The sequence below is a fragment of the Dysgonomonas sp. HGC4 genome (assembly GCF_001261715.1).
Classification (GTDB): domain Bacteria; phylum Bacteroidota; class Bacteroidia; order Bacteroidales; family Dysgonomonadaceae; genus Dysgonomonas_A.
Window position 1 is genome coordinate 1 of record NZ_CVRU01000088.1, and the last position, 21,533, is coordinate 21,533.

Annotated in this window: 16 protein-coding genes; 9 read left to right on the forward strand and 7 right to left on the reverse strand. The window is 36.2% G+C overall.

Features of this window, described 5'->3' with window-relative positions; genetic code table 11:
• Positions 1-198: 198 nt before the first annotated feature.
• The 6 genes from rho (at position 199) to HGC4_RS08895 (ending at position 9,034) form a co-directional block, all read left to right on the forward strand.
• Positions 199-2,043 (forward strand): transcription termination factor Rho, encoded by a 1,845-nt coding sequence (gene rho / locus HGC4_RS08870; protein WP_050709777.1) that lies wholly within the window; start codon positions 199-201, stop codon positions 2,041-2,043.
• A gap of 206 nt (positions 2,044-2,249) precedes the next feature.
• Positions 2,250-3,170, forward strand: coding sequence for a cation diffusion facilitator family transporter (locus tag HGC4_RS08875; RefSeq protein ID WP_050709813.1), 921 nt, complete (start codon positions 2,250-2,252; stop codon positions 3,168-3,170).
• A 40-nt stretch (positions 3,171-3,210) separates the two neighbouring features.
• Positions 3,211-4,533, forward strand: a complete 1,323-nt coding sequence (locus tag HGC4_RS08880) for an alpha-L-fucosidase (protein ID WP_050709778.1) — start codon at positions 3,211-3,213, stop codon at positions 4,531-4,533.
• Between the two features lie 267 nt (positions 4,534-4,800).
• Positions 4,801-6,603: a 30S ribosomal protein S1 gene (gene rpsA, locus HGC4_RS08885; protein ID WP_050709779.1), complete on the forward strand. Its 1,803-nt coding sequence runs from the start codon at positions 4,801-4,803 to the stop codon at positions 6,601-6,603.
• Positions 6,604-6,778: 175 nt separating this feature from the next.
• Positions 6,779-7,666: a class A beta-lactamase, subclass A2 gene (gene bla, locus HGC4_RS08890; RefSeq protein WP_242047110.1), complete on the forward strand. Its 888-nt coding sequence runs from the start codon at positions 6,779-6,781 to the stop codon at positions 7,664-7,666.
• A gap of 171 nt (positions 7,667-7,837) precedes the next feature.
• Positions 7,838-9,034, forward strand: a complete 1,197-nt coding sequence (locus HGC4_RS08895; protein WP_050709781.1) for a pyridoxal phosphate-dependent aminotransferase — start codon at positions 7,838-7,840, stop codon at positions 9,032-9,034.
• A gap of 66 nt (positions 9,035-9,100) precedes the next feature.
• Here the strand turns inward: HGC4_RS08895 and HGC4_RS08900 are convergent, their stop codons facing one another.
• The 7 genes from HGC4_RS08900 to HGC4_RS08930 all read right to left on the reverse strand — a co-directional run bounded on the left by HGC4_RS08900 (position 9,101) and on the right by HGC4_RS08930 (position 15,971).
• The gene (locus tag HGC4_RS08900; RefSeq protein WP_050709782.1) at positions 9,101-9,727 is read right to left on the reverse strand and encodes a hypothetical protein; all 627 of its coding nucleotides are present in this window, start codon (positions 9,725-9,727) and stop codon (positions 9,101-9,103) included.
• A 154-nt stretch (positions 9,728-9,881) separates the two neighbouring features.
• Positions 9,882-11,207, reverse strand: coding sequence for a ribosome biogenesis GTPase Der (der, locus tag HGC4_RS08905; protein WP_050709783.1), 1,326 nt, complete (start codon positions 11,205-11,207; stop codon positions 9,882-9,884).
• Positions 11,208-11,366: 159 nt separating this feature from the next.
• The gene (locus HGC4_RS08910) at positions 11,367-12,773 is read right to left on the reverse strand and encodes an NAD-dependent succinate-semialdehyde dehydrogenase (protein ID WP_050709784.1); all 1,407 of its coding nucleotides are present in this window, start codon (positions 12,771-12,773) and stop codon (positions 11,367-11,369) included.
• Between the two features lie 350 nt (positions 12,774-13,123).
• A complete protein-coding gene (locus HGC4_RS08915) occupies positions 13,124-13,678 on the reverse strand; it encodes a 2-oxoacid:acceptor oxidoreductase family protein (RefSeq protein ID WP_050709785.1) in 555 nt (184 codons plus the stop codon).
• A gap of 32 nt (positions 13,679-13,710) precedes the next feature.
• Entirely contained in the window at positions 13,711-14,469 is a 759-nt protein-coding gene (locus HGC4_RS08920; protein ID WP_050709786.1) for a thiamine pyrophosphate-dependent enzyme, read from the reverse strand.
• Between the two features lie 137 nt (positions 14,470-14,606).
• Complete coding sequence (locus tag HGC4_RS08925; protein ID WP_050709787.1) at positions 14,607-15,689, reverse strand: 3-methyl-2-oxobutanoate dehydrogenase subunit VorB; 1,083 nt, start codon at positions 15,687-15,689, stop codon at positions 14,607-14,609.
• Between the two features lie 54 nt (positions 15,690-15,743).
• On the reverse strand, positions 15,744-15,971 hold the full coding sequence (locus HGC4_RS08930; RefSeq protein ID WP_050709788.1) for a 4Fe-4S dicluster domain-containing protein: 228 nt from the start codon (positions 15,969-15,971) through the stop codon (positions 15,744-15,746).
• Between the two features lie 350 nt (positions 15,972-16,321).
• Between HGC4_RS08930 and HGC4_RS08935 the strand changes: the two genes are divergently transcribed.
• From HGC4_RS08935 to HGC4_RS08945, 3 genes are all read left to right on the forward strand, one after another.
• A complete protein-coding gene (locus HGC4_RS08935; RefSeq protein ID WP_050709789.1) occupies positions 16,322-18,733 on the forward strand; it encodes a TonB-dependent receptor in 2,412 nt (803 codons plus the stop codon).
• 224 nt (positions 18,734-18,957) lie between these two features.
• Complete coding sequence (recJ, locus tag HGC4_RS08940; protein WP_050709790.1) at positions 18,958-20,679, forward strand: single-stranded-DNA-specific exonuclease RecJ; 1,722 nt, start codon at positions 18,958-18,960, stop codon at positions 20,677-20,679.
• 29 nt (positions 20,680-20,708) lie between these two features.
• Positions 20,709-21,524: an MBL fold metallo-hydrolase gene (locus HGC4_RS08945; protein WP_082204124.1), complete on the forward strand. Its 816-nt coding sequence runs from the start codon at positions 20,709-20,711 to the stop codon at positions 21,522-21,524.
• Positions 21,525-21,533 lie beyond the last annotated feature (9 nt).

Here is a 21,533-nt window from a genome sequence, read left to right on the forward strand (position 1 = left end):
TATTTAGTCCAACAAAAGATTGTTTTTCCAAAAAATATATATAATTTTGTATGACGATAAGAAAAAACTACAGATTTCTTATTTTAAATCATAGTAAAAACTCGATTGTATCCTTTTTATTTTGCATCAAATTGAATCAGCAATAATCTCTCATGCTGTCTAATCAGAATATTAAATAACAAAACAACATAGATATACATGCGTATATACAACATTCTTGAGCTAAACGAAAAGCTCACAACTGAATTAAGAACCTTAGCTAAAGAACTAGGGATAAAACGTCCTGACGCATACAAAAAGGACGAATTAATCTACAAGATTTTAGACGAACAAGCTATTATTGAGGCAAAAAACAAAAATTCGGAGAGCTACAAAGCTGAAAGCAAACAATCGGAAAAGAAAAACACGGAAGCTCCAGCTAAAACAAAACCAAGTAAAGCTGCTCCCGCTCCTAAACCTGTTGTTGAAACTAAAGTAGAGGAAGTAAAAAAAGAAGAAGTAGAAGAGATCCTTGAAACTCCTACTGCTAACCAACAACCTCCGATAAATACTCCTACAGAGGAAGCTGCAATAGCTAAACCCAAAGAAAGAGTAGTCCACCGCAAAAATGTAGAGACTACCAGTAACAATGCTAATGAATCGACAAATACTAAAACTCTCCCACAAAGACCGACACAATTAGTATTTAAGTCTAGCAAACCACGTACCGAACCTAAAGAAGAAGTTCCGGCAATGGCTCCTCTATCGCCACTAGAAGTAGATACCGATGTGGCTCCTATTGTTGCAGAATCTCCTAAAATGGCTCCAGTGACTGCTACCCCTCCTACAGTGGCTCCAACTCAAGTTGCAAGCAACAGCGGAAATAACAACAACAGTCAAAATCAGAAACAAAATAATAATCAGGCGCAAGAAAAATCATTCGAATTTGAAGGAATTCTATCTGCAACAGGTGTATTAGAAATAATGCAAGAAGGTTACGGATTTTTACGTTCTTCAGACTACAATTATATGTCTTCTCCTGATGATATCTATATATCTCAATCTCAGATACGTTTATTTGGTCTTAAAACCGGAGATATCGTAGAAGGTCCTATCCGCCCTCCAAAAGAAGGTGAGAAATTTTTCCCTCTTGTAAAAGTGGATAAAATAAATGGACGCAGCCCTGACGAAGTTAGAGATCGTGTACCATTCGATCACTTAAAACCTCTTTTCCCTAACGAAAAATTCAAATTAACATCCGGCAGAAATGACAATTTCTCATGTCGTGTTGTAGATTTATTTTCGCCAATAGGAAAAGGACAACGTGGTCTTATTGTTGCTCAGCCTAAAACAGGTAAAACATCATTACTTAAAGATATAGCAAACGCCATAGCGACCAATCATCCTGAAGTATACATGATTGTATTATTGATAGATGAACGTCCTGAGGAGGTTACAGACATGGAAAGGAGTGTAAATGCAGAAGTTATTGCATCTACTTTCGATGAGCCTGCAGACCGCCACGTAAAGATTGCTGAAATTGTACTGAACAAAGCAAAACGTATGGTTGAATGTGGTCACGATGTAGTAATCCTATTAGACTCTATAACTCGTTTGGCACGTGCTTATAATACAGTTCAACCAGCATCAGGTAAAGTACTTACCGGAGGGGTTGATGCAAATGCATTACACAAACCAAAACGTTTCTTCGGAGCAGCTCGTAACATCGAAAATGGTGGTTCATTAACCATTATTGCTACAGCTCTTACTGAAACAGGTTCTAAAATGGATGATGTTATCTTCGAAGAATTTAAAGGCACGGGTAACATGGAGCTTCAATTGGATCGTAAATTATCTAACAAACGCGTATTCCCTGCTGTTGACATTATCTCATCAAGTACACGTCGTGATGATCTGTTGCTTGATCCTGATACACTTAACCGTATGTGGGTACTTCGCAACTTCTTATCAGATATGAATTCGGTAGAAGCAATGCAGTTCCTTGATAAGAGATTGAAGAAAACAATCAATAACGAGGAATTCCTAATCTCAATGAACGACTAAGAACTAAATAGTTAAGATAGAGACATTAGTCTTTAACCTTAAACTCAAAAAATTAAAGCAAGGATTGTTTGATATCAAAACAATCCTTGCTTTCTTTGTATATCATTCAATTATAGGTCTTAGTAATATGGTAAAGTTCGGCTTTCCCCATACTAGACTAAATAATGATAGCAGTAAATATTTACTTTACTAAATCTATATCAGATATGTCACATAATCATGCTCATGGTGGACATTCTCATTCGCATAGTCACACCACAAACAAAAGAGCCCTCACCTTTAGTTTCCTGCTCATTGCAGGATTTATGTTTGTCGAATTCATCGGCGGTATTCTCACCAATAGCTTAGCTTTATTATCAGATGCAGGTCATATGCTTAGCGACTCCGTTGCTTTGGGGCTTAGCTTAACAGCAATTATATTCGGACAAAAAGCTGCAACCATCGAAAAAACATATGGTTATAAACGCTTCGAAATATTAGCCGCCTTGCTCAATGGAATTGCGTTAGTCGCGTTGTCCGCTTACATATTATACGAAGCCATAGTACGCCTCTCTTCCCCACCCCAAGTTATAGGAAAGGGAATGATGATTATAGCAATTATCGGTTTACTTATCAATATCATTGTAGCATGGATATTATCAAGAGGTGAAACCAAAGACAACTTAAATATTAGAAGTGCATTTATGCATGTTTTGGGAGACTTACTCGGTTCAGTAGGCGCTATTATCGCAGCATTATTGATCCTGCTTTTCGGATGGAATATAGCCGATCCTATTGCCAGTATGATTGTATCGGTCATCGTTCTTTATAGTGGATGGCATATTTTAAAAGATTCTGTTAATATTTTGATGGAAAGCAAACCTTCTAATATCCATACGCATGAAGTAGTAGATATCCTACGTGCAATACCCGATGTAGAAGATGTACACGATTTACACATCTGGATGATTACTCAGGAGTTCCCATCACTAACCGTACACCTTAGAGTGAAAAACGATTCAGACAGAGATCTTATACTAGAGCAAGCACTCGAAGCTTTAGCCGATCATACTGGTATTAAACATATCACCATACAAATAGAAGGACGAAAGCTTAAAGTAGAAGAACACTGCTGTACCCTTTATTAAGTCTTAGAATCATAAAAATATCAACACTTAAATAATTACTATGAAAAAAAACATCTTACTTGTATTCATCATGGCTCTATCTTTTATAAAGGTACAGAGTCAAACTCCTAATAACCCAAACCATGCATGGCTTGATGAAGCTCGATTTGGTATGTTTATTCATTTTGGTCCATATAGTGTATTAGGAGATGGCGAATGGGTGATGCAAAACCGACCTATAAAAGTGCAGGAATATAAAAAACTTCAAAAATTCTTTAATCCACAAGATTTTGATGCCAAAACTTGGGTAAAAATAGCTAAAGATGCAGGAATGAAATATATTACATTTACCTCACGACATCACGACGGATTCAGTAATTGGAATACTAAACAATCGGATTGGAATATAATGAATACCCCTCATTTTGGCAGAGATATAGTAAAAGAATTAGCAGATGAATGCCATAAGGAAGGAATCAAGCTCGTGTTATACTATTCACTTATCGACTGGTCGAGAAACGATTACCAATATTGGACAGGATATACAGGTCAAGGCTGCGGTCGTACAGAAAGAGGAGATTGGAATTCATATATTAATTTCATGAAAGCTCAATTAACAGAACTACTAACAAATTATGGAGACATAGCAGGCATATGGTTCGATGGAGATTGGGATCAACATCCTAGTGATAGTCATACACATGCAACATCTAAGGTAGATTGGCATTACCCTGAAATATATAATCTTATACATACATTGCAACCTAATTGCATGATTTCAAATAACCACCACAAAGAGCCTTTGAAAGGAGAAGATTACCAAGCTTTTGAAAAAGACTTACCTGGAGAGAACAAAACAGGATTTAGTGAAGGCCAAACAGTATCACAACATATTCCTATGGAAACATGCGAAACAATGAATCAAACATGGGGATATAGTATTACTGATACCAAATTTAAATCGACCACAGAAATCATACATTATCTTGTTAAAGCTGCCGGATATGGAGCTAACTTATTATTAAATGTAGGTCCTATGCCAAACGGAGAAATACAACCCGAATCTGTACAACGCTTACAGGAGGTAGGTAATTGGACTAAACAATTCGGGCAAACTATTTATGGTACAGAGGGAGGATTAATAAAACCTCAATCGTGGGGTGCTGCCACAAAAAAAGGAAATACTCATTATATACACCTGTTTGAACAAGACGGAAATCAGTTGACAATAAATATTCCTAAAAAAATTAAATCAGCACGATGGCTCAATATAGATTCTAAATTAAATTGGACAGTGGATAAAAAAACTGGAAATGTCACTTTTGATTTATTAAACGCTACATTCGATGATATTGATTCGATTATAGAAGTCGTTGTACAATAAAATACAAATTAATATATTCTTTAAAAGTAAGGGTTGAGCATGTCTCAGCCCTTACTTCTGAAATTATAGTAAGCAGCATATCTATTCATACGAAATCACAGCCATTCGCATTTATTGCACCTAAATTACTTAAGGTCAACATTTCTTGAAAAATAATTGCCTATAATTTGATTTATTACTTGAAAAACAATACCTTTGCACCGTTTTTTAAACAACATAATGTCTAATTTATTAATAAAATGATCCTAGAGGATCGAACAGTAACAAATGTCTGATAACTTAAAAAATGTAAGTCCAATTGAAGATTTCGATTGGAATGCTTATGAGATCGGTGAAACTTTCTCTGAAAGAAGCAAAGAAGATTTAGAAAAAACTTATGACCAATCGTTGAGCAGAATCAATGATAAAGAAGTGGTTATGGGTAAAGTAAGCTCTATGAACAAACGCGAAGTGGTTGTGAATATTGGTTACAAATCTGACGGTATTGTTTCGATGAACGAATTTCGTTACAACCCAGATTTAAAAGTTGGTGACGAAGTAGAAGTATACATCGAAAGCCAAGAAGACAAAAAAGGACAGCTTATCCTTTCTCACAAAAAAGCACGCGCTTCTCGCTCTTGGGAACGTGTTAACGAAGCTCTTGAAAAAGACGAAATTATCAAAGGATACATCAAATGCCGTACTAAGGGCGGTATGATTGTAGACGTATTTGGTATCGAGGCGTTCCTTCCAGGATCTCAAATCGATGTTAAACCAATCCGTGACTATGATGTATTCGTAGATAAAACTATGGAATTCAAAGTGGTTAAAATTAATCACGAATTCAAAAACGTTGTTGTATCTCACAAAGCTCTTATCGAAGCTGAACTTGAACAACAAAAGAAAGACATCATTTCGAAATTGGAAAAAGGACAAGTGCTAGAAGGTACTGTTAAAAACATCACTTCTTATGGTGTATTTATCGACCTTGGTGGCGTAGATGGTCTTATCCATATTACTGACCTTTCTTGGGGACGTGTACAACATCCAGAAGAAGTGGTTAAATTGGATGAAAAAATCAACGTGGTTATCCTTGACTTCGATGATGACAAAAAACGTATCGCTCTTGGTCTAAAACAACTTACTCCTCATCCATGGGATGCTCTTAGCGCTGACTTGAAAGTTGGTGACAAAGTGAAAGGAAGAGTTGTTGTTATGGCTGACTATGGTGCATTCATCGAAATCACTACAGGAGTAGAAGGTCTTATCCACGTATCAGAAATGAGCTGGACACAACACCTACGTAGTGCTCAAGACTTTATGAAAGTTGGAGACGAAGTAGAAGCTGTAGTTCTAACTCTTGATCGTGACGAACGCAAAATGTCTCTAGGTATCAAACAATTGAAACCAGATCCATGGGAAAATATCGAAGAAAAATATCCAGTTGGAAGCCAACATACTGCTAAAGTACGTAACTTCACTAACTTCGGAGTATTTGCTGAAATAGAAGAAGGCGTTGATGGTCTTATCCACATTTCAGATCTTTCTTGGACTAAGAAAATCAAACACCCAAGCGAAATAACTCAAATCGGTGCTGATATTCAAGTTCAAGTACTTGAAATAGACAAAGACAACCGTCGTTTGAGCCTAGGTCACAAACAACTAGAAGAAAATCCTTGGGATGTATTCGAAACTATCTTTACAGTAGGATCAGTACACGAAGGTACAGTTGTTGAACTTGTTGACAAAGGTGCAGTTATCTCTCTTCCTTACGGTGTGGAAGGTTTTGCAACTCCAAAACACTTAGTGAAAGAAGACGGAACTCAAGCTCAAGTTGAAGACAAACTTGAATTCAAAGTTATCGAATTCAATAAAGATTCTAAGAGAATCATCGTTTCTCATAGCAAAGTTTATGAAGACGAAAAAGGTGGTGGCGAAGCTAGAGAAGCTTCTGAAAAAAGAGCTCCTAGAAAATCAGCTAAAAAAGACGATGCTCCTCAAATGACATCTACTGCTGCTGAAAAAACTACTTTAGGTGATATCGAAGGACTTGCTGCATTGAGAGATAAACTTTCAGGCGAAGGAAAATAAGAATTAATACAATTCTATATATAGAAAAGGTGTAACGAAAGTTGCACCTTTTTTGTTTTTAAGGCTGAGCAGCAAATAAGCGAACAAAGAGAAATCTCAGTATATTTGCTATATTTGTAAATAATAAGGTCACAGACCTAACTCTATTCTCACACTAAAATAAATTTCAATGAAGATGAATCGTTTTCTTATTTTAGGATGTTTCCTATGGATCACAATTTTGGGGTTTGCTCAAAACAATGAACTAAGAAAAAATATACAATCAATTATAGAAAATAAAAATGCAACGGTTGGAGTAGCTATTATTTTCAATGGTAAAGATACCTTGACAGTAAATAATCAGTATCGCTATCCAACAATGAGTGTATATAAATTCCATCAAGCACTTGCAGTATTAGATAATCTAAATAGAAGAAATCTACCTTTAGATCAACAAATATATGTAAGTAAAGCGGCATTACAACCTGATACACATAGCCCACTAAGAGAAGCCAGACCCGAAGGTAACTTTTACATGCCAATTAAGGAACTATTACAATATAGCGTATCTCAAAGTGACAATAATGCTTGCGATATATTATTTGACTTTTTAGGGGGACCAAACTATGTCGAAAAATATATAAAAAGCCTAGGCATTATGCAAATTGCAATTACAGCAACGGAACAAGAAATGCATGATGATCCTAATAAACAATATGCCAATTGGACTACTCCGTATGCCGCAGTGGAGCTTTTGGAAAAATTTAAGCAACAAGACAACTGGTTTCCTAGCCAATCTAAAAGTTTATTATGGGATGCTCTTGTTGAAACATCTACAGGTAAAGACAAGATAAAAGGACTACTTCCGTCAGGAACTGTGGTTGGACATAAAACCGGAAATTCGTTTCGTAATGAACAAGGATTAAAAGCCGCAGATAATGATTTAGGTTTTATAGAGCTACCTAACGGCAAACAACTTTCAATAGCAGTCTTTATAGTAAACTCAATGGAAGATGATAAAACTAATGCAGCGATAATTGCCCAAATATCAAAGGCTGCCTATGACTATTATAAAACCAAGTAAAACAAAAATTATAATATTAAAGAGAAGAAATGTAAATCTACAACTTCTTCTATCCTTTTAATATTTACATTAAAAAGTGTAAGATTAGTTACTTTTTAAAGAATCATTCTATATACTAAATAATATAACTCGCTTACATTTTATTACATTTGTAACCTCATTTAGATAGATATGCCTAAAATTTCGGAACGTGGAATAGAAATGCCCAGCTCCCCTATCAGGAAGTTGGCACCTTTATCAGACTCAGCAAAAGCTAGAGGTCTGAAAGTTTATCATCTTAATATCGGTCAACCCGATTTACCTACACCTCAAGCGGGTTTAGATGCACTAAAAAATATTGACAGAACTATTCTCGAATATAGTCCTAGTGATGGTTACCGCTCTTATCGTGAAAAATTAGTGGGCTACTATGCCAAATATAATATAAATGTATCGGCTGACGAGATTATTATAACTACCGGTGGATCAGAAGCCGTTCTTTTCGCTTTTTTAGCCTGTTTAAACCCCGGTGATGAGATTATTGTGCCAGAACCCGCCTATGCCAATTATATGGCTTTTGCGGTCTCTGCAGGTGCTATCATTAGGCCAGTATCTTCAACAATTGAAGAAGGTTTTGCTTTACCTCCAATTGAAAAGTTTGAGGAGCTAATCAACGAGCGTACTAAAGGAATAATGATATGCAATCCGAATAATCCAACTGGCTACCTATATTCAAGAGCCGAGATGAATCAGATAAAAAAGCTTATTCAGAAACACGATCTATATCTATTTTCGGACGAGGTTTATCGCGAATTCATATATACAGGTTCTCCTTATGTTTCAGCCTGCCACTTGGTTGGTATTGAAGAAAATGTAGTACTTATCGACTCCGTATCGAAACGATATAGTGAGTGTGGAATACGTATAGGTGCTCTTATAACAAAGAACAAAGAACTGCTGAAGGCAGTAATGAAATTCTGCCAAGCACGCTTAAGTCCGCCACTTATCGGACAAATAGTTGCTGAAGCCTCACTAGATGCAGATCCTGATTACTTACGAGATACTTATGAAGAGTATGTTGAACGCCGAAAATTTTTGATCGATAGATTAAATATGATACCCGGAGTTTATTCTCCAATACCTATGGGGGCATTCTATACTGTAGTAAAACTTCCCGTAGATGATGCTGATAAGTTCTGCGAATGGTGCTTGTCTGATTTTGAATATGAAGGGCAAACTATTTTCATGGCTCCAGCTTCGGGTTTTTATACAACACCCGGATTAGGTAAAAACGAAGTTAGAATGGCTTATGTTTTAAACAAAGAAGATCTAGGCAATGCTTTAACTGTTCTTGAAAAAGCACTGGAAGCATATAATGCTTTAAATTAAAATAACAGAAGGGATTACAATATAAATGTAATCCCTTCTCTCTTATATAGCAATTCGCACACAAATTTACTTCTTCGATTGATCACCTCCGATTATAACACCCTTATTTATTAGATTAAATAACTCCGTCCTTTTGTAGCCATCAATCAGATCTTTCGATTCTACTTCATTTGCAAAGCTCTTTTTCAAATCCTTCAAATCTTTCTTCTTACTCACTATACTCTCACTAAATTGTAGATAAATAGAGTCTTCAGATATAGATGCCACTTTGCATACCGAATACTGGTTATCTTTTATTTTCATTTCCAATACATCTCCAACCTTAGGATTAGTCAGAATAGTGACAGCATCATTCTTAGAAGAACTCTCACCTTTCCTCATTGTTGTAGAATAAAATACAAAAGCAGCTAAAGCCAGTATTATAAAAAGTCCGATAAATGAAAACAAGGAAGTCTTAGCTTGCTTTTTCACTTCTGGAGTAATTCCTCCGATATAATGATCAGGAGCCTCATGACCGCAAGCTTTGCAAACTACAAAGAATTCTTTTCCTGTAGGAATAATAGGAATCCAATATACATGAAAGCTTTTTTGAAAAGGTAATACAGCCAACGCATTTTCTTTTCCGCAAAATGGGCATTGACAATTGGTGTCTATAAATTTTCCTTTACTAGACTTCGTTCCATAAATAATCATAATGAATAAAATGTTAGTTAGTCGTGCAAAGATAAAAAATAAAAATAAAAGACTAAAGAGTATAATTCCGAGAAACAAAAAACCGATCTAATATAATTATTAGATCGGTTTACAATATCTGTGTTCTATTTATTATCAGGTAAAAGACATAGTCTTATTTCTCTCTAATAATAATATTGATTTGTGTACCTGACAAATTCCAATGCTCACGGATACGGTTTTCCAGGAAACGTTTGTATGGGTCTTTAATCCACTGAGGTAAATTACAGAAGAATACAAATGTTGGAACTTGCGTATTAGGCAATTGAGTAATGTATTTAATCTTAACATATTTCCCTTTATTAGAGGGTGGTGGTGTACGCTCTATAATAGGCAACATCACTTCATTCAGCTTATGTGTTGGAATTCTAACCTTTTTGCGGGTATAAACCTCTTTGGCTGTTTCCAAAACTTTTAGAATACGCTGTTTTGTCAGTGCAGATGCAAATACAATAGGAAAATCAGTAAATGGAGCCAATCGTTCGCGGATTGTATTCTCGAATGTCTTAACAACAATCTGCTCTTTATTCTCTACTAAATCCCATTTATTTACACATATAACTAATCCCTTTCTATTCTTTTGAATGATCGAGAATATATTTAAATCCTGACTTTCGATACCTTGTGTAGCATCAAGCATCAATACACAAACATCCGAGTTTTCGATGGCTTTAATAGAACGAATTACCGAATAATACTCTAAGTCTTCCGTAACTTTTCCTTTCTTACGGATACCAGCGGTATCTACCAGATAAAAGTCCATATTGAACTTATCGAAACGAGTATATACCGAATCACGTGTTGTTCCGGCAATATCTGTTACAATATTACGCTCTTCATCAATCAAAGCATTTACAAATGACGATTTTCCTGCATTAGGACGACCTACTACTGCAATACGAGGTATAGTATCCTCATAGGTATCAAATACCTGATCATCTTTCTTTGTAAACTTACTAATAACCAGATCAAGTAAATCACCAGTTCCAGCACCGTTTATTGCAGAAATATTTATTGGATCACCCAATCCTAAAGAGTAGAACTCAGCAGAAAGTGGATGAACATTAAAATTGTCAGCCTTATTTGTTACTAAAATTACAGGTTTACCTTTTGCTCTACGCAAAATATGAGCCACGCCCAAATCTAAATCGGTAACACCATTCATTACGTCCACTACAAACAGAATTACATCTGCTTCTTGTATCGCAATTTTCACTTGTTTATTAATCTCTTCTTCAAAAATATCATCCGAGTTTACAACCCATCCACCGGTATCAACCACAGAGAACTCTAGTCCTCCCCACTCTGTTTTACCGTATTGTCTGTCGCGAGTTGTCCCCGAAGTCTCATCAACTATAGCCTGACGAGTTTGTATCAGACGATTGAATAGTGTTGATTTTCCTACATTTGGACGTCCAACAATCGCTACTAAATTTCCCATAAATTATTAAGATCTATCTTATTTGGTGCAAAGATACTTATTTTTTGTCGTTTTCTAACGTCCTATAATATAGATAGAAAAAAAATAATCAAATACCAAATAAAAACAGAGAGCATATGCCCTCTGTTTTCTAAAAATTGAAAAGGTTTATTCTGATTTTTAATAAGCAGCATCGGGGGTTGTAATACGAATCAATTTCGCATTTACAAATTCATAAATACCGGCTGGTGATTGCTCGCGACCATAACCCGAATTTTTAGTTCCTCCAAATGGAAGTTCGGGAGCTATGCCTGTCACATGATTTATATAAACCATACCTGTATCAATCTGACGGGCAATTTTTACTGCCTTATCAGTATCTTTACCAAATACAGTACCACCAAGTCCAAATTTTGTATCGTTCGCCAATTTTATGGCTTCGTCCTCATTCTTTACAGGATAGATACATAGCACCGGTCCGAAAATTTCATCCGAATATGCCAACATACCTTTTTTTATACCTGTAAGAATAGTTGGCTCCATGAATGCTCCTGAGCGATTCAATCGTTTACCACCATATACTAATTTGGCTCCTGCTTTTACAGTAGCTTCAACTTGAGCGATAACATCTTCCGCAGCCTTTTCACTACTTAAAGGAGCTAATTGAGTTGACGGATCAAGAGGATCACCAATTACTACTTTCTCATAAATAGCTTTCGCTTTCTTTATAAATTCTTCGGCAACCAACTCCATTACTATCACTCTCTTTGGAGACACACATACTTGTCCAGCATTCCACAAACGACCAAATGCCGCTGTGTATACTGCTTTATCAAGATCGGCATCCTCTAAAACAATAAAGGCATCGCTACCACCTAATTCGAGAGTAGATTTCTTTACATATTTTCCAGCCATAGCTGCAAAACTAGATCCTGCCGGTTCGCTACCTGTCAATGCAGCACCTTTAACTCGAGGATCTGCAACTAAATTCGAAATCTTAGAACCGGGCACAAAAAGGTTAGTATATACACCTTTGGGAGCTCCAGCTTCTGTGAATATTTTTTCCATAGCAGCAGCACATTGAGGTACATTTGAAGCATGCTTCAACAAAAAAGTATTGCCTGCCATAATATTAGGAGCCGCTGAGCGTGTAATTTGATAGAAGGGGAAATTCCAAGGTTGTACACTTAATAGCACACCTATTGGTTCATAACTAAGAAAAGCCTTTCCATGGGGAGTTTCAAGAGGAGAATCCGCTAAAAACTTAGCTCCATTGTTAGCATAATAATCAAAAATATCAGCACATAAAGCTACCTCTCCTATTGCTTCTGTTTTAAGCTTTCCCATTTCTATTGTACACAGTTCGCCCAAATCTTCTTTACGCTCACGTAAAATAGATGCCACTTTGTGCAATAGCTTAGCTCTTTCTTCAAACGAAGTTTTTCTCCAGAATTGGAATGCTTTATCAGCCGCACTTATAATCTCTTCAATTTGATGTTCGGTCATCACATCAAATACCTTCTCAACCTCATTAGTCGTTGGATTGACCGTTTTAATAGACGACGTTTTGTTTGCTTTATTATCCATTTCTTTTACTTAATTTATTAGTACAGCAATACTCAATTACTATACCTCTATTCATAATTAAACTAGGATTAGTACACCTATCAAAATAACAAATAGGTTTATAACCGCTTAGAGGTCGCAAACCTATTTGTTTCTTTGATAAGTAGAAGACAAGAAAATAATATATCAGTCAATTCTCACCGTTAGTATAAGAATCTTCATTTACAATATATGACAATCAACTCATCTAAAATTAAAACAACACTAAACAGCAAAAAGATTATTATTGCTTTCTTTTTTCTTATTATTTAACAAAAGGAGCAACCCTATACAGAGTTGCTCCTTACTATATTATATCTATAAGTACTTTTTTAAGCAGGTTTATTTATTTCTTCTACAATTTCCATTCCTTTCAAGATAGCTTGCTCATTCATAGGTAACATACCATGATGTCTTTCGGGTAAAGATTTCTTCAATCCCATCATCACATGTTCTAGTGTAACTATCGGACAAACTTTAAGTAATCCACCCAATACAAACATATTAAATGCTTTTTGGTTTTTAAGTTCCGAAGCCGTAGCCATAGCCTCTATTTTATAAACCAATATATCAGTTCTTTTGGGTGCACGTGGAATACCTTCGGGATCGTAAAGTAAAATACCTCCGGGTTTAACCTGAGATTCGAATTTGTCAAGTGATGGTTGGTTCAATATTATTGCAATATCATATTCACTAACAATAGGCGAACTGATAGTATTGTCACTCAAGATGACAGTTACATTTGCTGTTCCCCCACGTTGTTCGGGACCATATGACGGAAACCACGAAACTTCTTTTCCTTCCATTAAACCTGAGTAAGCCAAAATCTTACCCATCGATAATACACCTTGTCCACCGAATCCGGCTATAATAATTTCGTTTACCATTATTAAATTTTCTTGTTGTTTAAGGTCTCAGATCAGATATTCTTTATATCACCCATAGGATATACAGGAAACATATTTTCAACCATCCAGTCGTTTGCTCCCGCAGGACTCATTTTCCAACCGGCACTACAAGTAGAAACTATTTCTACAATAGAAGTACCTTTGCCATCTAACGAGTTTTGGAAAGCTTTAGCAATCATCCTTTTCGCCTTTTTAACGGCTCCTGCTGTATGTACACTGTGTCGTGTAGCCAAACAAACACCCGGTAATTGAGCCAATAAATCGGTAATTTTCAATGGATACCCGTTTTCATGAGTATCACGACCATTAGGCGTAGTCGAAGTTTTCATATTCATAAGAGTAGTCGGAGCCATCTGGCCTCCCGTCATACCATATATACCATTATTGATAAAGATAATAGCAATATTTTCGCCTCTGTTTGCAGCATGAATAGTCTCAGCAGTACCAATAGCAGCTAAGTCTCCATCACCTTGATACGTGAATACCATCTTATCAGGGTTCAAACGTTTTACTGCCGTTGCCAAAGCCGGAGCTCTACCATGCGCAGCTTCCTGCCAATCTATATCTAAATAATCGTATGCAAACACAGCACAGCCCACAGGAGCTATACCTATAGTTATTTCTTTCAAGCCCATTTCATCGATTACTTCTGCAACCAATTTATGGACAACACCATGCGAACAACCCGGGCAATAATGCATCTGGGTTTCGTTCATCAATACGGGTTTGGCATATACCAAATTCTTAGGATCTATTATACTGGTGCTCATTCTATTTATCCTTAAATTTACATTTAGGTCTCAGACCTTTTTATTACTTTAACAAGTATAAATGCAACCAACTATATATAAATAAGTAATGTTACATCGACTACTTGCTGTGATTAAGAAAGAATTGCGATTTTAAATCAACAACCCATTTTTTCTTTTAAAGCAGCAACTACTTCATTTGGAGTAGGAATAATTCCTCCCAAACGTCCAAAGTGTTCAACCGGTACTTGTCCGTTTACTGATAAACGTACATCTTCAACCATTTGTCCGGCATTCATTTCCACAGTAAGTATCCCTTTTACCTTCGATGCGTATTCTTTAATTATCTTGGTAGGGAAAGGCCACAATGTTATTGGTCTTAATACTCCTACCTTTATACCTTCTGCTCTAGCCAGTTCAATCGCTTTTTGACTGATACGTGCAGCCGAACCAAAGGCTACTATTAGATAATCTATATCTTCACAATTTATTTCCTGATACATCACTTCATTGGCTTCAATTTCTTTGTATTTAGCCTGTAAATGAAGATTGTTACTCTCCATCGTGTGAGAATCTAACTCAAGAGTTGTTATTATATTAGGTTTACGATCGGCAGGTTTACCCAAGGTTGCCCAAGGACATTGCTCACGTATTTCTTTCTCGGTACGTCTTCTTCTAAATTCTGGAAGTTTTACTTTTTCCATCATTTGTCCGATTACACCATCTGCTAATATTGTAGCAGGTGTCGAATATTTAAATGCGAGTTCAAAGCCAAGATCTACAAAATCAGCCATTTCTTGAACCGATGCCGGAGCAAGAGTAATCATTTTATAATCACCATGTCCCCCACCCTTTACTGTCTGAAAGTAATCAGATTGAGATGGTTGGATAGTTCCCAAACCGGGACCTCCACGCATTACATTAATAAGTAAGCAAGGTAAGTTACCTCCTGCTAGGAAAGAAACACCTTCCTGCATAAGACTCATACCTGTACTTGATGATGATGTCATCACCATTTTACCACAGCCCGCACCTCCATATACCATATTTATGGATGCTGTTTCGCTTTCAGCCTGCATTACAACCATACCAGTTGTAGTCCAGGGAGCTTCGGCCATCAATGTTTCTATAATTTCCGATTGGGGAGTAATAGGATAGCCAAAGTAGCCATCAACTCCTATGCGAATTGCAGCGTGGGCGATTGCCTCGTTGCCTTTCATCAAATATATTTCTTCTGACATAACTTTTAATTGGAGTAAGTTAATATACTACAAAAGACTAATATTCCTAAGAAATTAGCCTTTTTGTCTATATACGGTTAAACATCCATCAGGACAAACATAGCCACAATTGGCACATCCGATGCATGCATCCTCATTTTTCATAAATACGTAATGATATCCTTTTTCGTTCACCTCACGAGCTTGTAATTCAAGCACATCACAAGGACAGGATACAACACAGAGATCGCAGCCTTTACATCTTTCGACGTCGACCACTACTGTTCCTTTTACTTTTGCCATATCTTATTATAGATAGTTGTCAATTTACTTTTGATAATTCCACATTTCGTTTTCCGGTCAGTTGAATGGCTACAAAGTTATAGCTTATTATCACATTCCATCCTTTTTTATCTATAAAATTGTCAACATAATGTTAAGAAGCACTTACCTATTCACACTTAAAAATAAGATACACAGACATATTACCAATAGATAATTTCAATAAGAAAAGATGAACAAAACTAACTTTTTTAATAAGAACAGACAATCTCACCCATTCTCCTTATTTAAATTCTAAAATATAAATTAACTTTGGGCATTATTGAATCTCCTTATCTAAGGGATTTACAGAAACTCATTCTAAGCAAAAAATGATTAAACATCCGATATCTACAATCTTAGCGTTTCTTTTACTTACTCTTAATCTATCAGCTCAGCAGGCAAAGATTAGCGGTACTGTTACCAATTTCGATAATAGCCCTGTAGATTTTGTAAGTGTATCAATGCAAGGTTCATCACTCGGGGTTTTCACTAATAATCAAGGAAAGTATCAGATTTCAGTACCAGTAGGTGACTCTATTGTCATTGTTTTTTCACGAGTAGGTTATCAAACATCCGAAAAGAAGATAGCCAAAATCATCGGAAATATGACTATCAATATGATGATGCGCGAAACAGTATTAGAGGAAGTAACTATTCTCGGTGAAAAAGGTCAAACAACTACCATGGGTAAAATAGAAATAGGTAAGAGTAATCTATTGACAGACCCTTCCGGAGGAAGCATTGAATCTATTCTTGCCCTAGGACCAGGTGTAAGTAATACTAACGAAATGAGTTCGCAATACTCAGTACGTGGCGGTAACTACGATGAAAATATTGTATATGTAAACGGAATAGAGGTATATCGACCTCTTCTTATTCGTTCGGGACAGCAAGAAGGGCTTAGCTTTATAAACCCAAACATGGCTAAAGAAGTTAAATTCTCAACAGGAGGTTTTGAGGCTGCATATGGAGACAGGATGGCTTCTGCTCTTGATATTACCTATAAGAAACCACAAGCTTTTGAAGCCTCAGTAGCAGGAAGCCTACTTGGAGCAAATGCTTATATAGGAAGTTCGAGCGGACGTTTTTCTCAAATTACCGGATTCAGATATAAAACAACACGGGCTTTACTCGGCACATTAGATACAAACGCAGAGTATGACCCCACTTTTGTGGATGCACAAACTTATATGACTCTAGGCTTATCGTCGAAATGGGAAGTCAGTTTCTTAGGTAATATATCGAGCAACGTTTATAAATTCACACCGCAAAGTCGTCAAACACGCTTTGGTTCGGCAGCCAATGCCAAAGATTTCACAGTTTATTTTGATGGTTGGGAGAACGACAAATTCCTCACCTATTTCGGAGCATTAAGCATGAAAGGCAAATTGACCGATAATCTCGAAGTAGAATTTATGGGATCGGCCTTTTCATCACGAGAATACGAACGTTATGATATAAGCGGAGAATATAAACTCACCGATCTAGGTCTTTCATCCAACGGATCAGAAGGAGACAACGGTAATTTATTAGGAGTAGGGTCATATCTGGAACATGCACGTAATAATCTGAATATAGATGTCTCGAATATTCGTCATTTAGGTTCATTCAAATTTGGTAAACATGCTCTACGTTGGGGTATGACAATTCAACAAGAAAAAATAGACGACCAAATAAAAGAGTGGAGTGTTCGCGATTCGGCAGGTCACTCCCTTCCTAACCTCGGAGATGTGGTGAGCGTATATTCTAATCTTAGATCAGATAATATAATTAATAGCAACAGATATTCGGGCTTCTTGCAAGATACCTATCAATTCACTTCTGGAGATAACATCATATACATCAATGCAGGTATAAGAGCCAGTCATTGGACATTCAATGACGAAACCATTATAAGCCCTCGTGCATCAATAGCACTTATACCCGATACCAAGAGGGATATTACTCTACGTTTTGCGACAGGTATTTATTATCAAGCTCCTTTTTATCGCGAATACCAGAAGATAGTAACAACAGGTCAGAATTCGGTAGTAGAGCTTAATAAAGATATAAAATCACAAAAGTCTATACACTTCATATTAGGAGGCGATTATAAATTTAAATCAATGGATCGTCCTTTTAAATTTACAAGTGAGGTGTATTATAAAAAGTTATCAGATTTAGTTCCATACACTGTTGACAACGTAAAAATTAGATATTCAGGAGAAAATTCGGGAACTGGATATGCCATGGGATGGGATATGAAACTATTTGGTGAGTTTGTAAAAGGCTCCGATAGTTGGATAAGCTTCTCTTTAATGAAAACCCAACAAACGGTAAATGGTATAAAAGCACCACTACCTACCGATCAGGGATATAACTTCTCTCTGTTTTTCCAAGACTATTTCCCTGGAATAGAACGTCTAACAATGAATCTTAGAGGACACCTTTCACAAGGATTGCCACAAACTGCACCCAACTCGGGATTCTTCGAAAAAGGCTTCTTCCGCACACCTGCCTATCGCAGGGTTGATATTGGCTTTGCATGGCAAGCTTTAGGCGAAGATTTCAGTATCAGAAATAATAATTCATTCTTAGGTTCATTCAAAAATATTTGGTTTGGTGTTGATATTTTTAACCTTTTTGCAATAAATAATACCAATTCATACTATTGGGTAACCAATGTGTTTAATGAACAATTTGCAGTACCCAACTATTTAACGGGACGTCAACTAAACTTCAAGATTGTAGCCGATTTTTGATTAACTTATAAAGAATTATTAATCAATAAATCTTGGTTTTCTCATTTTTTTTTCAAGAACAAAAACAGAAAATCACTATTCAGTGTTATATATAAATAGTATCTTTACGAGATATACCTCAATGTGTCAGCTCTATTATTATAGAGAATAACTACTGATACAAAGAGCATTAGAGGCTTGATGAAGCTTCTACCCCGACAGAGAAAAGAAAAAAACAATATATAATGATTTACAAATGGAATTACAAACCACTTACACCAAAAGAAACAGATATAAGAGATGAGCTAGCAACTCAATTGAGTATGCACCCAGCTCTATGTCAATTGCTTATTCAACGAGGAATAAACTCTGTTGAGCAAGCTCAAAAATTCTTCCATCCAAGTTTAAAAGATCTTCACGATCCTTTTCTCTTGCCCGATATGGATAAGGCTATCGATAGAATCGAGGATGCTTTAGGACAGAAAGAACGTATTTTGGTATACGGTGATTATGATGTAGACGGAACCACGGCTGTGGCATTAGTCTATAAGTTTTTAAGAAAGTTTACAACCAATCTGGATTATTATATTCCCGATAGATATGACGAAGGATACGGAATATCGGAACAAGGAATAGATTATGCAGCAGAAACGGATGTAAAACTAATTATTGCTCTTGATTGTGGTATAAAAGCCATAGAGAAAGTAAAATATGCAAAAAGCAAGGGTATAGATTTCATTATCTGTGATCACCACATGCCCGATGAAACATTGCCCGACGCTGTAGCTGTTGTAGATGCTAAACGAGTAGACTCAATCTATCCCTACGAACATTTATCTGGTTGCGGAGTCGGCTTTAAATTAGCACAGGCGCTGGCACAGAATAACAAAATTGATTTTTCTGAATTACTAGACCTTCTTGATTTAGTTGCTGTAAGTATTGCATCTGATATTGTACCTCTTACCGGAGAAAATCGTATTCTTACTTATTATGGACTGAAGCAACTAAACTCAAGCCCAAGCATGGGATTGCAAGGCATTATTGATATTTGCGGACTAAACGATAAATCGATCACAGTAAGTGATATCGTATTTAAGATAGGACCCCGTATCAATGCTTCGGGGCGTATGATGAATGGAAAAGAGGCAGTTGATCTGCTTTTATCAAATACAGCCCATGATGCAAAACTAAAGAGTGAGAATATAGACCATTATAATGCCAATCGTCGCGAGCTGGATAAACGTATTACAGAAGAAGCGACCAACTTTATAGAATCAGAACTTGATATTACAAAAATCAATAGTATAGTTATATTCAATAAAGACTGGCACAAAGGTGTAATTGGGATTGTAGCATCAAGACTTACCGAAAAATACTACCGCCCTGCGGTTGTTCTTACCAAGTCTAACAACTTAGTTACAGGATCGGCTCGATCAGTTATGGGTTTTGACGTCTATAAAGCCATTGAGGCATGTAAAGATATACTCGAAAATTTTGGAGGACATACCTATGCAGCAGGTCTTTCGTTGAAGGAAGAAAACTTATCAGAATTCAGACGCCGCTTCGAAGCAATGTCTGTTGAACTTATTGCTCCCGAGATGATGCGCCCTCAGATTGATATAAATGCTGAATTAAAATTTATTGATATAAATAATAAATTTGTTTCTGATCTGGATAGGTTTGCGCCATTCGGTCCAGAAAATTTAAATCCAATCTTTGTATCAAAAGACGTTTTAGATCATGGTAACAGCAAATTAGTTGGTAAAGATTCTCTGCATATCAAACTAGATATGGTAGACTCATCAGTTAATGCCCCAATGCATGGTATCGCTTTCAGACAGAGCAATAGCTTTAGTATGATAAAGAATGGACTGTTCGATATTTGCTATACTTTGGAAGAAAACGTTCACAACGGAAAAACTAACACTCAATTATACATAAAGGATATTGACAAAGGACAATTTTAAAAATTAATATATAAAATGACAGCCAATATATGAGAGGGTTAATTGTGTTTTTTACAGCAGCAACGATATTATCTATCGGTACAGCTTGCAATAGCGATAAAAAAGTAGAGACTATTAATAATAGCGTTTCAAGTAATAGCAGTGATATGAAAGAAACTCCATCACAACCATTAACATCAGATAGTTATCTTACTAAATTAGGAGAACTGAATGTAACTTTAGTTGGACATGCATCTTTGATGTTCGAGATAAACGGAAAAGTAATACACGTAGATCCATATTCTAAGGTTGCAGATTATTCTAAGCTACCCAAAGCAGACTTAGTTCTACTTACTCATGAACATTCAGACCATTTAGATCTGGGTGCTATTGAGCAAATAAGACAAGCTAAAACTCGTTTTATTGTATCAAAAGTATGCGCAGACTCAATAGGTTATGGAGAAGTTCTTAATAATGGAGACAAAACCATCTTTGAAGGAATCGACATTCAAGCTGTTCCTGCATATAACATTGAAAGTAAAAGACCCGATGGTGAATATTATCATCCAAAAGGCAGAGGAAACGGATATGTACTAACCTTTGGTAGTGAAAAAGTATACATAGCAGGTGATACAGAAAATATTCCGGAGATGGGGCAGCAAAAAGGTGCATATATTGCTTTTCTACCCAAAAATACTCCGTATACAATGACAGATGATATGTTTATAGATGCTGCACAAAAAGTATCGCCGGTATACCTATACCCCTATCACTTTTCGGAGTTTAACGACGATAAAATCACAAAAGCTCTAGAGAAGGAAAATAACAAAGCCAAACTATTAGTGCGTTCAATGTCGAACCTCTAAAATATTCTG

Bases quoted from the DNA above. Each gene is read 5' to 3' on its own strand.
- bla (WP_242047110.1), top strand. From the start codon at position 6,779: ATGAATCGTTTTCTTATTTTAGGATGTTTCCTATGGATCACAATTTTG.
- rho (WP_050709777.1), top strand. From the start codon at position 199: ATGCGTATATACAACATTCTTGAGCTAAACGAAAAGCTCACAACTGAA.
- HGC4_RS08895 (WP_050709781.1), top strand. From the start codon at position 7,838: ATGCCTAAAATTTCGGAACGTGGAATAGAAATGCCCAGCTCCCCTATC.
- HGC4_RS08880 (WP_050709778.1), top strand. From the start codon at position 3,211: ATGAAAAAAAACATCTTACTTGTATTCATCATGGCTCTATCTTTTATA.
- recJ (WP_050709790.1), top strand. From the start codon at position 18,958: ATGATTTACAAATGGAATTACAAACCACTTACACCAAAAGAAACAGAT.
- der (WP_050709783.1), bottom strand. From the start codon at position 11,207: ATGGGAAATTTAGTAGCGATTGTTGGACGTCCAAATGTAGGAAAATCA.
- HGC4_RS08915 (WP_050709785.1), bottom strand. From the start codon at position 13,678: ATGGTAAACGAAATTATTATAGCCGGATTCGGTGGACAAGGTGTATTA.
- HGC4_RS08925 (WP_050709787.1), bottom strand. From the start codon at position 15,689: ATGTCAGAAGAAATATATTTGATGAAAGGCAACGAGGCAATCGCCCAC.
- HGC4_RS08930 (WP_050709788.1), bottom strand. From the start codon at position 15,971: ATGGCAAAAGTAAAAGGAACAGTAGTGGTCGACGTCGAAAGATGTAAA.
- rpsA (WP_050709779.1), top strand. From the start codon at position 4,801: ATGTCTGATAACTTAAAAAATGTAAGTCCAATTGAAGATTTCGATTGG.
- HGC4_RS08910 (WP_050709784.1), bottom strand. From the start codon at position 12,773: ATGGATAATAAAGCAAACAAAACGTCGTCTATTAAAACGGTCAATCCA.
- HGC4_RS08935 (WP_050709789.1), top strand. From the start codon at position 16,322: ATGATTAAACATCCGATATCTACAATCTTAGCGTTTCTTTTACTTACT.
- HGC4_RS08945 (WP_082204124.1), top strand. From the start codon at position 20,709: ATGAGAGGGTTAATTGTGTTTTTTACAGCAGCAACGATATTATCTATC.
- HGC4_RS08875 (WP_050709813.1), top strand. From the start codon at position 2,250: ATGTCACATAATCATGCTCATGGTGGACATTCTCATTCGCATAGTCAC.
- HGC4_RS08900 (WP_050709782.1), bottom strand. From the start codon at position 9,727: ATGATTATTTATGGAACGAAGTCTAGTAAAGGAAAATTTATAGACACC.
- HGC4_RS08920 (WP_050709786.1), bottom strand. From the start codon at position 14,469: ATGAGCACCAGTATAATAGATCCTAAGAATTTGGTATATGCCAAACCC.